The 13,620-nt window shown below is 46.7% G+C and carries 10 protein-coding genes; 7 read left to right on the top strand and 3 right to left on the bottom strand.

The genetic code is table 11. The features are described 5' to 3' along the window. The first annotated feature begins 45 nt into the window (after positions 1 to 45). The 6 genes from MUK70_RS30035 to MUK70_RS30915 all read left to right on the top strand — a co-directional run bounded on the left by MUK70_RS30035 (position 46) and on the right by MUK70_RS30915 (position 8,385). Positions 46 to 651, top strand: coding sequence for an RNA polymerase sigma factor (locus tag MUK70_RS30035; RefSeq protein ID WP_234656532.1), 606 nt, complete (start codon positions 46 to 48; stop codon positions 649 to 651). Between the two features lie 87 nt (positions 652 to 738). After that, on the top strand, positions 739 to 1,878 hold the full coding sequence (locus MUK70_RS30030) for a FecR family protein (protein WP_234656531.1): 1,140 nt from the start codon (positions 739 to 741) through the stop codon (positions 1,876 to 1,878). A 162-nt stretch (positions 1,879 to 2,040) separates the two neighbouring features. Next, positions 2,041 to 5,613, top strand: a complete 3,573-nt coding sequence (locus tag MUK70_RS30025) for a TonB-dependent receptor (protein ID WP_234656530.1) — start codon at positions 2,041 to 2,043, stop codon at positions 5,611 to 5,613. 48 nt (positions 5,614 to 5,661) lie between these two features. After that, on the top strand, positions 5,662 to 7,326 hold the full coding sequence (locus tag MUK70_RS30020; RefSeq protein WP_234656529.1) for a RagB/SusD family nutrient uptake outer membrane protein: 1,665 nt from the start codon (positions 5,662 to 5,664) through the stop codon (positions 7,324 to 7,326). Positions 7,327 to 7,418: 92 nt separating this feature from the next. Further along, positions 7,419 to 8,045: a sugar phosphate isomerase/epimerase family protein gene (locus tag MUK70_RS30920; protein ID WP_256464063.1), complete on the top strand. Its 627-nt coding sequence runs from the start codon at positions 7,419 to 7,421 to the stop codon at positions 8,043 to 8,045. Beyond that, a complete protein-coding gene (locus tag MUK70_RS30915; protein WP_256464062.1) occupies positions 7,984 to 8,385 on the top strand; it encodes a sugar phosphate isomerase/epimerase family protein in 402 nt (133 codons plus the stop codon). The genes MUK70_RS30920 and MUK70_RS30915 overlap by 62 nt, the downstream gene beginning before the upstream one ends. Positions 8,386 to 8,537: 152 nt before the next feature. Here the strand turns inward: MUK70_RS30915 and MUK70_RS30010 are convergent, their stop codons facing one another. The 3 genes from MUK70_RS30010 to MUK70_RS30000 all read right to left on the bottom strand — a co-directional run bounded on the left by MUK70_RS30010 (position 8,538) and on the right by MUK70_RS30000 (position 10,237). Continuing rightward, positions 8,538 to 8,795 (bottom strand): Txe/YoeB family addiction module toxin, encoded by a 258-nt coding sequence (locus MUK70_RS30010; protein ID WP_234656527.1) that lies wholly within the window; start codon positions 8,793 to 8,795, stop codon positions 8,538 to 8,540. Continuing rightward, positions 8,795 to 9,001 (bottom strand): hypothetical protein, encoded by a 207-nt coding sequence (locus MUK70_RS30005; protein WP_234656526.1) that lies wholly within the window; start codon positions 8,999 to 9,001, stop codon positions 8,795 to 8,797. Before MUK70_RS30005 ends, MUK70_RS30010 begins: the two co-directional genes overlap by 1 nt. 69 nt (positions 9,002 to 9,070) lie before the next feature. Next, on the bottom strand, positions 9,071 to 10,237 hold the full coding sequence (locus MUK70_RS30000; RefSeq protein WP_234656525.1) for a LacI family DNA-binding transcriptional regulator: 1,167 nt from the start codon (positions 10,235 to 10,237) through the stop codon (positions 9,071 to 9,073). A gap of 348 nt (positions 10,238 to 10,585) precedes the next feature. Here MUK70_RS30000 and MUK70_RS29995 point away from each other — a divergent pair, with 348 nt between their 5' ends. Continuing rightward, entirely contained in the window at positions 10,586 to 13,612 is a 3,027-nt protein-coding gene (locus tag MUK70_RS29995) for a SusC/RagA family TonB-linked outer membrane protein (RefSeq protein ID WP_234656524.1), read from the top strand. Positions 13,613 to 13,620: the final 8 nt, after the last annotated feature.

Genomic DNA, 13,620 nt, shown 5'->3' with positions numbered 1-13,620 from the left:
CACAATGCCTATTTTTGGTTAGATCAGCCTCTTACTCCGATTACATTGGCGCAGTTTTCAGAACATACCGACGATGCTATTCTTTGGAATTACTTCCGTAGCGGGGATGAAGACGCCTTTACCGAACTTTCGCATCGCTACTATCGCACCCTGATTCAATACGGACAACGGTTTACGTTAAACATGCAAGTTGTCGAGGACACATTGCAGGATTTGCTTGTGCATCTGTGGCTCCACCGCGAGACGATCAATGATACGCCTTCTGTTAAGTTTTACCTGATCAAATCTTTCCGTCACCGCATGCTGAAAACGATCAAACCGCTTTTGGAAGAAGTGGAGCTGACTGATCGGTTTGAGGACATGAATACGGAATTTTCGTGCGAAGATTTTCTCATTCAGCGTGAGCATGAATATGCGCTCAAAAAGCAAGTCAAAAATGCGGTTGATCAGTTGCCCGTCCGGCAGCAGGAAGTAATTTATCTTCGTTTTTTCCAGAATCTGCAACCCGAGGAAATCGGCAGACTACTCTCTATCAACTCACAATCGGTTAGTAACATTATTCAGCGCGCGTTGCATAACCTGCGGAATATGTGGATTTCCACACCGCCTTTCTCCATACTCATCTGCTCTTTTTTCCAAATTTTATATTAAGTCCCGAACCAAAGAAAAAATATTCTATCCCAACTGAGTATTTACCCAGTATAATCGGATAATGTAAGAAAAGCCGCATTTCCGCATATGCATTCCAGTTCATCCAATCTTTTGCAAGCATTGCTCACCAACCCGGATTTCATTGCCTGGTCAAATGGTGACCGGCCGGAGGATGATGTAAAATGGAACAAATGGGCTGGGGACGACCTGGAAAAACAGGAAACGATTGCCATAGCGAGAGAGGTGTTGGAATCTTTTCAGGTTGCCGGACCCAACATGACCGACGAGCACGTTACCAGCAAAGTAAGCCAGGCGCTGAATACGGCCAAAAGGATCGAAAGCGAACAAAACTCACGGAGCATTAGCCCGTTCAGAAGGCTCAATTTTACAGTCTGGAATGTCGCCGCAACGCTGGTAACACTGCTTGGTCTGGCTTTGGCGATTTTTGGAATATATAAAAACGGGCATTTCAAACTTGACTTAAAAAACAATGTCTCGAAAATTGACGATGCGGATACATTTACCGAAGTCACCAATCAGGATCAGGCTGTAAAGTATGTGCGGCTTTCCGATGGAAGCGCCATTGTTTTACATAAAAACAGCAGCATAAGGTTTCCAAAACAGTTTTCCGGCCCGGTGCGTGAGGTGTTTCTGACTGGCGATGCGTTTTTTGAAATAACCAAAAATCCGGAGCAGCCGTTTTTTGTCTATGCGAACGAACTCGTGGCGAAAGTGCACGGAACGAGTTTCAGCATTAAGGCCGGCCAAAGCGATTCCAAAGTTATTGTGGCAGTTAAAACCGGGAAGGTTTCTGTGTTTTCTAAAAACGATTTGAAGGCGGACCAATACAAGAAAGACAAGGCTTTGCAGGCGCTCGTGCTCACGCCTAATCAGCAGGCCACATTAGAACGGAGCCAGTTCAAGCTGTCGCGTCTGGCGCTTAGCAGCCCGATATTATTGAACATTCCTATTGAAAACCAGGACTTTACATTTTCAGAAACACCGGTTAAGGATGTTTTTGAGGCATTGGAAAAAGCTTACGGAATCCACATTGATTTCAATAGGGAAACACTGGCCCAGTGCAGCATAACCGCGACTTTGGGCGATGAGCCGCTGGAAAATAAACTGAAATGGATTTGTACAATCCTAGAAGCAGAATACGCAGTGCGTGAAGATAAAATAACGATTAAAGGCAATCCCTGTAATAATTATTCACCTGAACCTTAACCATTTGACCTAAACAAAAAAGGTGAACGATGCGTCAACATCATTCACCTCGTAACCCCCCCCACTCTATGCTGGCGCTAAGAATAAATCCCTGGGTAAAACCCGGATGGGATGCGGGAATTATTTTGCTGATTTTTTATAACCACCAAAACAATCAAAAGTATGAAAAAAACCTTTTACCGGCAGAACTACCTGCTTAAAATTATGAGAATCAGCCTCATGCAAATGTTGATGATCACCTTGTTTTCCGGGCTTTCCTATGCATTCGACGGCTTCGGCCAGGAAGTGCTGAACCGCAGGTTGACAATCAACATTAAGGAACAAAAAATCGGAACGGCACTCAATCAGATCGGTAAACTTTCGGGCGTGAATTTCATGTACAGCCCCGAACTGATCGGTTCACAACGCACGGTTACTTTCAGTGCAAAAGAAGAAAAACTGGAAGCCATCCTGAACAATTTCCTTACCCCTTTGCAGGTCACTTACGAAGTTTCCGGCAAGCAGATCTTGTTGAAAAGAGCATCACCCAAAACGGCACCTGCGCAAAGCCCTGGTTCGTCTACAAAAATGACCCAACCCGTTGACGTACCCGTTAAAGGGCAGGTAAAGGACGCAACCGGTGCAACAGTTCCGGGAGCAACGGTGGTTTTGAAAGGCAGCTCGTCTGTCGGAACGACCACTGACGCGGATGGCGCTTTTTCACTGACCGTTCCCGATGGCAGCACAACATTGGTCGTGTCGTCAATCGGCTTCCTGACGATGGAAGTGGATATTACCAACAAATCAATGGTGGAAATCACTTTGCAGTCGGATGTGAAAGCACTGTCGGAAGTGGTTGTAACCGGTTATTCTTCTCAGTCCAAAAGGGACATTACCGGCGCTGTTTCCACTGTGGACGCAGTAGAATTGACCAAAGTGGCAGCTCCTAACGTTGCCCAGCAGTTACAAGGACGTGTTGCCGGGGTTACGGTTACTTCCAATAATTCGCCGGGTGGTGAAGCAACCGTTCGTATCCGCGGTTTTGGAACAATCAATAACAACGATCCTTTGTATGTGATCGATGGAGTGCCTACAAAAGGCGGTCTGAACAGCATTAACCCAAACAACATTGAATCCATGCAAGTGCTGAAAGATGCGTCTTCGGCTTCAATTTATGGTTCAAGAGCGGCGAACGGTGTTATCATCATTACGACCAAAAAAGGGAAAGCCGGTGCGCCGCGCTTCACATTCAATTCAAGAGCTGGCTTGCAAACGGGCAAAGTGGAGCTTGACCTGATCAAAGATCCGCAGCAATTTGGCGATCTGCTTTGGACGCAGCGCAAAAATGCGGGCGTATTAACGAATGGCAAGCCTTCGCATCCGCAATATGGAAACGCAGACAATGCTGTTGTTCCTGACTACATCCTGGCGGGGTCGAGTTATGGTCTTTTCGAAGGCGATCCAAAAGTGAATCCTTCTTTATACAACTACAACCGCGCTGGTTTTTACCAGATCGTAAAGGCTAACAAGGAAGGAACTGACTGGCATAAGGAAATCCTCCGTCCGGCTGCCATCCAGGAATACAATGTGGGCGCCACAGGCGGATCGGAAACAGGAAGATATGCGGTTGCATTCAACTATTTTAAGCAGGATGGTGTGCTAATCCATACTTCTTTTAATCGTTACTCATTGCGGTCGAACACAGAATTTACTTTCAAAAAACGCATTCGTGTGGGCGAAAACCTGGAAGTAAGTTATACTGAAAACAAAGGTTATTACAACAACAACGGAACAATAAGCTCGGCCAATAACCAGGATGGCAACCCGGTCGGAAACGGATATCGCATTCCTTCCATCATTCCGGTTTATGACATTATGGGCAACTTTGCAGCAACCAGAGCATCCGGACTTGGACCTGCCACAAACCCTGTTGCGCAGCTTTACAGAACCAGAAAAAACCAGACAAACAACTTCCGTGCATTCGGTAACGCCTATCTGGAAGTGGACATTTTGAAAGATCTGACTGCAAAATCGAGCATAGGCATTGACCTTACTGCTGCAAACCGCGTGGGTTACACATTGATGGATTTGGAAGAAGCGGAAATTGAAGCAGCAAATGCTTTGACCAACGCCAATGCTTACGACATCAACTGGACCTGGTCAAACACATTGAATTACAACAAAACCTTTGCGAACATTCACAAACTCGGCGTGCTTTTGGGTACGGAAGCGATCAAAGGAACGGGCCGCGATTTCACTGCAACCAGAACCACTTTCTTCTCAGAAGATCCTCAATATATGTTCCTGAGCGCAGGAACGGCGGGCATTGCCAACACCGGCGCAGGTTATGAATGGGCCTTGTTTTCGACTTTTGGTAAAATAAATTATGCATTGAAAGACCGCTATTTGCTGGAAGCAACGGTGCGCCGGGACGGCTCTTCCCGTTTTGGACAAAACAACCGTTACGGAACATTCCCTGCATTCAGCGCGGGATGGAGACTTTCCGAGGAAGCATTCTTGAAACCATTGACCTGGCTGGACGATCTTAAAATCAGAGCGGGATGGGGACAAACGGGTAACCAGGAAATTGGTAACTATAACGGTTTCAGCACATATCGTTCAAGCCTGAGCGCATCATCTTATGCGATTGATGGCTCTAACAATGCTGTTCAGCCCGGTTTTGACACAGAAGCATTTGGTAACCCGGATGCAAAATGGGAAACGACTACCCAGACGAACATTGGTGTGGACGCGACATTCCTGAAAGGCATGTTCAACTTCAACCTGGATCTGTATAATCGTACAACTTCCGATATGCTTTATCAGGTGAGCTTGCCGGCAACGCAGGGTGTGGCCACGATTCCGTTTGTGAATGTGGGAGAAATGAACAATAAAGGGATTGACCTTGCACTGGATTTCAATAACAAAGCCATGAACGGAGACCTTACTTACTCCGTAGGCGTGAACTTCTCGACTTATAAAAATGAAGTGATGAAGCTGAACAACAGCACGAGCGCAACGCTTCTTGGACCTGCGATCCGCAGTTATACCTGGACGCGTTCGGTTGCAGGCATGCCATTGTATTCATTCTACGGTTTGCAAATTGACGGCATTTACCAAAATCAGGGTGAAGTGGATAACGGGCCGAAATATCCGGGTTATGCAGCAGTTGGTAAATACAAATACCACGACACAGACGGCGATGGCACCATCACCGACAGCGACCGCAAATTCCTGGGCAACCCGCACCCGGATTTTACCTATGGTATCAACCTGAATGTTAATTATAAAAACTTCGACGTGTCGGCATTCTTCCAGGGCGTGAAAGGAAACGAGATCATTAATATGGTAAAACGGTGGGTTGACTTCAACAATCAGGCCGGTAACAGAAGCCTGCGCATGCTGAATGATTCCTGGACCCCAGAAAACCCTGACGCTGTGCTTCCGATCCTGGATGCAAACGACAGCCGCAGCCAGCAGCCATCGAGCTATTTCATTGAGGATGGTTCTTATTTCCGTATGAAAAACCTGACCGTGGGATACACATTGCCATCAGGTGTTTTGTCAAAAATCGGTTTTGAAAGTGCACGTATTTATCTGCAAGCGCAAAACCTGTTCACCATTACCAAATACAGCGGCATTGATCCGGAAGTTACTTCGGTTGGATCAACACCGGGAAGCACTGTTTTGGGTGTGGATCAGGGGAATTATCCCAATTCAAAAATGTACCAGGTGGGTATCAATTTCGGATTTTAATCAAGGCAAAATAGACATTACTTATCTGATAATTACAAGTTTATAGATATGAACAAGAAAGTATCAATCTTAACAGCGCTGGTTTGCATGGGGTTAATGACCTCCTGCGGCGATGAATTCCTGCAAACCACTCCGCTTGGCGTGGGGAATGAGCAGTCACTTTCCAATAAAAACGGCGTTAATGCAGTCCTGATCGGTGCATACAGTTTGCTCGACGGCGTGGGCGCAGGTCCGGTTAACACCTCATCGGTGAGCAACTGGATTTACGGTTCCGTGGCCTCCGACGACGCATACAAAGGCAGCGACGTGGGTGACCAGGCGCAGATCACGACCATTGAACGTTACATTCCGCAAGCGGATATCGGTGCCTATAATGATAAATGGGTGGCGGTTTATGACGGTGTCTCCCGCACCAACAACACCATCAAGCTCATCGCCCTCGCAACCGATATGACCGAAGCTGAAAAGGCACAAGCATTGGGTGAAGCGCGTTTCCTGAGAGCATGGTATCATTTTGAAGCCAAGAAACTTTGGAATATGGTGCCTTATGTGGATGAAACAGTGACGGATTATATCAACCTGCCAAACGATAAGGACATCTGGCCAAACATTGAGGCGGATCTGCAATTTGCGGTGGACAATATTTCAGCAACAAAAACACAGGCCGGCCGTGCGACCAAGTGGACCGCGAAGGCAACTTTGGCCAAAGTGCACATGTATCAGCAGGACTTCACAGCTGCGAAACCATTGCTTGATGATGTGATCAATAATGGGCCGTTTGCTTTGGTAACGAGCTTTCACGATAATTTCCGGATCACGACGGAGAACAATAGCGAGTCTATTTTTGAAGTGCAGATGTCCGTTGGTGACGGTGGCGGCGGACAGAACGGAAGCTGGGGAGACAATTACAACTTCCCTTACGGATCTGCTCCCGGCGGTTGCTGCGGATTTTACCAGCCTACTCAAAACCTCGTAAATGCATTCAAAACCGATGCCGCTGGCTTGCCATTGCTGGATACGTTCAATGACGCGGATGTGACAAATGATGAAGGACTTTCTTCTACAGATGCATTCACGCCTTACACCGGCACACTGGACCCTCGTCTCGACTGGACGGTTGGCAGAAGAGGTTTACCATTCCTGAACTGGGGTGTGCATCCTGGTAAAAACTGGATCAGGGACCAGGCTTTCGGCGGGCCATATACTTTCAAGAAGTTCTTTGCTTACAGTGGCGAAAACGCGGGCGCAGAATCCCCTCGTGCCAATGCAAATAACTATCGTGCAATCCGTTTTGCGGACGTTCTTTTAATGCGTGCGGAAGTTGCAGTGGAAGAAAATGACCTGGCCGCGGCCTTGAAACTGGTCAACCAGGTGCGCACTCGTGCCGCTAATGTGGTGGTGACGAACGAAGCGGGCAAGCCAGCGGCAAATTATCTTGTAAAACCTTATCCATCCTTTGCAAATAAGGATTATGCAAGAAAGGCGGTTCGTTTTGAGCGTCGCGTTGAGCTTGCGATGGAGGGCCACAGACACTTTGACCTGGTTCGCTGGGGCGTTGCTGATGTGGTGTTGAATGCGTATCTGGCCAAAGAAAGCAAGAAGCGGACTTATCTCTCCGGAGCGACATTCATAAAAGGCAAAAGTGAATATTTCCCGATCCCGCAAGCACAGATCGACATTATGGGATCCAATGTGCTGAAACAAAATCCCTGACCGATTTGGACAAAGCAGGTTATTCATTTAACTTGCTTTGTCACAAATTTTTCAAATTTTATTTATATAAACTATTCCTAAACCTTTACACAATGTCATTCGATCTGAATACAAATAAAGAAGGTGAATCGCGCCGGACATGGTTGAAGACTGCCGCGTTGGCGGGCGTTGCGGCGATGGCTGGTAAAAATGCGCATGCGGGGGAGACAAATTCCGCCGTGCTGCCCGCAAGAAGAATTCCCATTGCCGTTTCCACCTATTCTTACTGGCATTTCGGGAAGGAGAAATATCCGGTTGAAAAAGTGATCGAAGACGCTGCAAAGCTTGGTTTCGACGGTGTTGAAATCCTCCACCGCCAAATGGAGAATGAGACGGTTCCTTATATGAACAAGCTGAAAAGGCTTGCTTTTGATAACGGTCTGTCGCTTCCACTGCTTTCGATTCACCAGAGTTTTGTTCAGCCCAAAGCCGAAGACCGTAAAAAAGACGTTGCGCATACGGTCAACTGCATCAATATGGCCGTTCAAATGGGGATTCCGGCGATCCGGATGAACACAGGAAGCTGGCGGACGGCAAAGAGAGATGCTAATTATTATAAAGATGGCAAGGAGCCGCCGATCGAAGGTTACACAGATCAGGACGCTATCAAATGGTGCATTGATTCGATGGGGGGAATGTCTGGTTGCTGCGGAGAAAGCGGGCGTTGTGCTGGCCATTGAAAACCATTGGGGCTTGTCTTCCAACATTGATTATCTGCTCGAAATTTACAAACCTCTCTCTTCTTCACCTGCTATGGGTATGAATGTAGACACGGGAAATTTCGTGGGTGATCCTTATCCGCAATTTGAGCGGTTGGCACCATACGCCACCATTGTTCAGGCCAAGACTTATTACGGAGGCGGTCACTATTACGATCTGGACCTGGATTACAAACGCATTGCCGGCATTCTGCGCAAAGCCAATTTCAAGGGTTATATCTCCCTGGAAATGGAAGGAAAAGAAGATGCAGCCACGGCAGTTCCTAAAAGCCTAAAATTATTCAGGGAAGTGTTCAGTTGATCCCTTTAAGACAATTATAATTATATTCTGTAGTTAATAAAGTGCGGCTTCGTTGGATTCGCACTTTTTTTTGTGCCACGAATGCACCGCAGCGGCGGCCGCAGATAAGGCACTAATAGTATTCGTGTCCATTGGTGCATTCGTGGCAAGAATCATTTCTCATAATGATAACGACACTGCGTAATTGTAATCAAATCTTTTTCTACCTTGTAAACCAGGCGATGCTCATGCGAGATCCTTCTTGACCAATAACCCGAGAAGTTTGATTTTAGTAATTCCGGCTTGCCCTTACCTTCAAAAGGGTGCCTCAAACATTCTTTTATAAGCTCGTTAATTTTGGTAACGACTGCCTTGTCGGTCCGTTGCCATTCAAGATACTCTTCCCAAGCTTTTGCTCGCCACGCGAGCATCAAGGCTCGATCAGTTCACGATAAATAATATTTCTTCCATTTTCAATGTCGTCAATGGCTTGAAGCAAGTATTCTCTGTTTACAGGATTACTCATCAGATATTCAGTTGCATCCATTTCGACAGCCTTTTTCTTCCGAGCTTTTCGGCTCAAAAACCTAAGAATGGATCGTTTTCCCCTTTCCGTCGACAAAGCTAATCGTAGCATAAGTGAAGATTTTTAATGTTAGTATGTGTTATGAATTGAGTAATGTATTTCAAATATAAAACAATTATTTCAATCCCCACACCGCCGTGACGACCCTCTCACAATTAGCTCCGTCTGTAAAATCTTCTTCTCCGGCAGGTGAACGTCGTCCAGATCAACAAGCTGCAAAACCCATTCCGCAGTGGTCCGGCCCATCTCTAATGTCGGTTGCCGGACTGTCGTCAATCCAGGTCCAATGTAAGCAGATTCAGGATTATCGCTAAAACCAACAACACCCAGTTCGTCTGGAATGCTAATTCCTTTTTCCTTTGCCATTAAGATGATTTCTATTGCTGCGGAATCATTTACGGCAAAAATCGCGTCCGGGCGGTCGGCGAGATCGAGCAGATATTGGCCGTATATTCTTGCTTTTTGCTGGGTCAACATGCCCTGGATTACCATGTGGTCGTCGATGGTTTTACCATGCTTTTCCAACGCAGCCTTGTAACCACGCAATCTTTCCCGGCTCACCGACAAGGTCAGCGGCCCGCCCAGATGCGCGATCCGTTCGTAACCATTCATGATCAAATGCTCCACAGCCAGAAATGAAGCTTCGAAATCATTCACAACAACTTTCGGTACATCAATCTGCTCGCATACGCGGTTGAAAAGCACCAGCGGGATACCGCGTTTTTCGAAAACACCCAGATGATCAAAATTATTGGTTTCCTGCGTCAGCGATATCAGCAGGCCATCGATGCGGTTCGCGAGCATTGCCCTCGTATTCGAAATTTCCACCTGATACGACTCATTGCTTTGCATAATGGTCAGGTTATAACCTGCCTTGGTCAGCACTTCATGTGCGCCGATGATTACGTTTGGGAAAAACGGATTATGAAATTCCGGAACGATCATTCCAATTGTATTTGTCTTGCTTTTTACCAGGCTATAAGCAAGCTGATTTGGCTGGTAATCCAGCTGCAAAGCTTTGTCCAGCACAGCTTGCCGTGTTTCCGGACTAATGTCCGCATGTCCGTGCAATGCGCGGGAAACCGTAGAGTTGGAAACGCCAAGCGATTTAGCAATGTCAATGATTGTGGTCTGATGTCGTTTTCTTTTCGCTGAAATCGCAAAAGGATCTTTTTCTGAATGGGTGAAATAATAGTTACAGGTCTTGCACAGATAGCGCTGCTTGCCTCGTACATAGCCTGCTTTCATAATATGATCCACCTGTTCACACTTCACACATTTGATCATAGCACTTGTACTTTTTCCATAAAACAGCTTTTCCAGACTAAAAGAAACGCAACAATAGCTTCTCCATACAAAAATATGAAATTCTTATATTAATGATTCATAAAACCATATATCGGCAACGTCTTCGCAAACGTTACCGATATTTTTTGTTCAAATCTGATATTTAATAGGCTTATAATTGGCTTGACATCCCCTGCCTACGCGTCTATATTTATGTAAAACCAGCTTGACAATAGCCTGATGAGCAAGTTTGCCCGCTTCTCAAACCCACGCTTTCTCACACCTATACTCAATAAAATTGCATTATTCCTATTTGACCCACATTTACTTTAACCCTAAAAACAGTATATGAAGAGAAGAATACTCAAATCAATTTTGCTGATGGTCCTGCAACTGGGACTGACGCATGCATTGCTGGCGCAGTCCGGCACCGTAACCGGAAAAGTGACCGATGAAAAGGGTGAGGGAATTCCAGGCGCGAGTGTGACCGTAAAAGGAACGCAGCAGGGAACATTAACCACCGCAGAAGGCACATTCTCCATCGAAGCTGCGGCGAACGCGACAATCGTTTTCTCATTTGTTGGTTACCTGGCACAAGAAATCGCCGTTAACAACCAAACAAACATTGACATTGCTTTACAAACCGACACAAAAGCGCTCGAAGAAGTGGTTGTAGTGGGTTATGGAACGCAGCGACGTGTCGAAACAACCGGCTCTATTGCTTCGGTAAAGGCCGAAGATCTTGTGCAAACGCCCGTCGCAAACATTGCCCAGGGCTTGCAGGCGAGAGTTTCCGGAATGCAGATTAATCAGAATTCCGGAGCTCCCGGCGGAAATATCAGCGTACGGATCAGGGGAACAAACTCTATTAACGGGTCATCGGAGCCGCTTTATGTGATCGATGGAATCCAGATTTCCAACGGCGGCGGCATCACGGATGTAAGCCCGCTTTCTACAATCAACCCCAATGATATCGAGTCGGTTGAAGTTCTCAAAGACGCTTCTGCTTCTGCCATTTACGGCGCCAGGGCTGCCAATGGCGTTGTTTTGATTACTACAAAGCGCGGCAAAAGCGGCAGAACGAATGTGACATTCGATAGCTACTACGGCACGCAAAAAGTGAATAAGCAACTGGATGTTTTAAATGCTTCTGAATTTGCACAGCTTGAAAATGAAGCGTTCAAAAACACTTACTATCCTGACCCTGCATCTTTGGGCGAAGGCGTCAATTGGCAAGATTACATTTTCAGAAAAGCCCCGATCCAAAATCATCAGCTTTCAATCAATGGCGGAAATGAAAAAACGCAGATCGCATTGTCCCTCAACTATTTCGATCAGCAGGGAACATTCATCGGCTCGTCTTTTAAGCGCTATTCCTATCGCCTCAACCTGGATCACAGGCTAAGCAAAAAAGTGAAAATCGGAACCAGCATTTTGGGGAGTTATTCCATAAATGACGGCATTCAAACCGGCGGAGAGAATATTGGCGACGGCGGCGCCGTGTTGTCGTCTGTCCTCGGTGCAGCGATTGGCGCGCCTCCTACCCTGAAACCTTATCGGGATGATGGCTCCATTTTTCCTTTTGGCGAACAGGCTGGCGGTCAGTATCGTGAGGTTGTCAATCCGCTGAATTTTGCGGCCATGACCTTGAACCGGGACATTAAAAGAACGCTTGCAAACTTGTATGCCGAGATCAATTTTGTAAAAGGTTTGACTTATCGGGCATCTTTCAATCTGGATCAGCGCGGTGAGTTATTCAATGCTTATTCGCCCAGATCCATCGTTAATAAAAGTGACCTAAACGACAATTCCGGCTCAGGCTCAAAAGGCAATGGCAATTTTCTTGCTTTGCTGCACGAAAGCATTTTAACGTACAATACAAATCTTGGCAAAAACCATACATTCAAGGCGACAGCCGTTTTCGGGACGCAGGTTGAACAATCGAATTCCAATAATCTGAATGCGTCCGGCTTCCCCAATGATGCCACGCAAAATGAAGCATTACAACTTGCATTAACCCGCACAGTGAGCAGCGGCCGAAGCAGCCAGCGTCTGGATTCGTATCTGGCGCGTGTGAATTACGGTTTCAAAGACAAATTTTTCCTCGACCTGACAACCCGCGTCGATGGTTCCAGCAAATTCGGGGCTAATCATAAGTACGGCGTTTTCCCAGCCATTTCCGCCGCTTACAGACTGATTGAGGAGCCATTTATTAAAGAATTGAGCTGGTTGTCGGACCTTAAACTCCGCGGAAGCTTCGGGATTACCGGGAATGCTGGCGGCATCAACCCCTATCAGTCCCTTTCAACGGCAGCATCTACTGGCAGTGATTATCTCATCAATCACACTTACGTGACCGGGATAAACCCCACCGGAATTGCTAACCCCGATTTGCGTTGGGAACGTTCCAGGCAAACCAATTTAGGCATTGACGTTAGTTTGTTAAACAATCGTGTGAACTTTATCGCAGATGTCTATCACAAAAAAACAGACGATCTGCTCTATACAAAAAGCCTTCCTTTGAGCGCGGGTTATGGGTCAATTACAGGCAATTACGCCTCTCTTGAAAACAAAGGACTGGAACTTGCCTTAAATGCGCGGATTCTGGATGGACCACTCAAATGGGACGTGTCGGCCAATACAACATTCAACCGGAACAAAGTCCTGGATCTGGATGGCGGCGTAACGAATGAGAGATTTGTAACAACCTACACAATTCTGAAAGTCGGAGAACCGCTGGGTTTGTTCAAGACTTATGTTTTTGATGGGGTAAACCAAACAGGCGAAGCCATCCTACCCGGCTATGACGGACGTTTGGGCGGTCATAAGGTGAAGGACATTACGGGCGACAACCAGATCACCGCCGCTGATCAGATGATCGTTGGCGATCCAAATCCGAAGTTCATTTACGGTTTCTCAACCAATCTGGCTTACAAAGGTTTTGATCTGGCCGTGTTCATTTCCGGATCGCAGGGCAACGACATTTACAATGCAAGCCGCCTCTCTTTCGAGAACCCGCTGGGCCAGCGCAACTTGCTGGCAGGCGTTGTGAACCGCTGGTCGCCTACAAACCCGAACAATCAATATGTGAGCGCGGCGCAAGGCGGAAGGCTTCCTATTTCGAGCTATGTGGTTGAAGACGGCTCTTATATGCGTTGCAAAAACCTGACGCTGGGTTACACATTGCCACGATTCAAGGGCGTGCAGGGCATCCGGCTTTATGTGAGTGCCAATAATTTGTTCACCATCACCAATTACAGCGGATACGATCCCGAAGTGAACACTTACGCAGGTTCCAACACGATCATTGGCGTCGATAACTTCGTCTATCCGCAATCCAGATCATTCCTGGGCGGCTTGCAGGTCACATTCTAAATCCTCAT

Source organism: Dyadobacter chenwenxiniae (genome assembly GCF_022869785.1).
Lineage (GTDB): Bacteria > Bacteroidota > Bacteroidia > Cytophagales > Spirosomataceae > Dyadobacter > Dyadobacter chenwenxiniae.
Note: the sequence above shows the minus strand (reverse complement) of the source record. Positions and strands in the feature narration are given on the sequence as shown.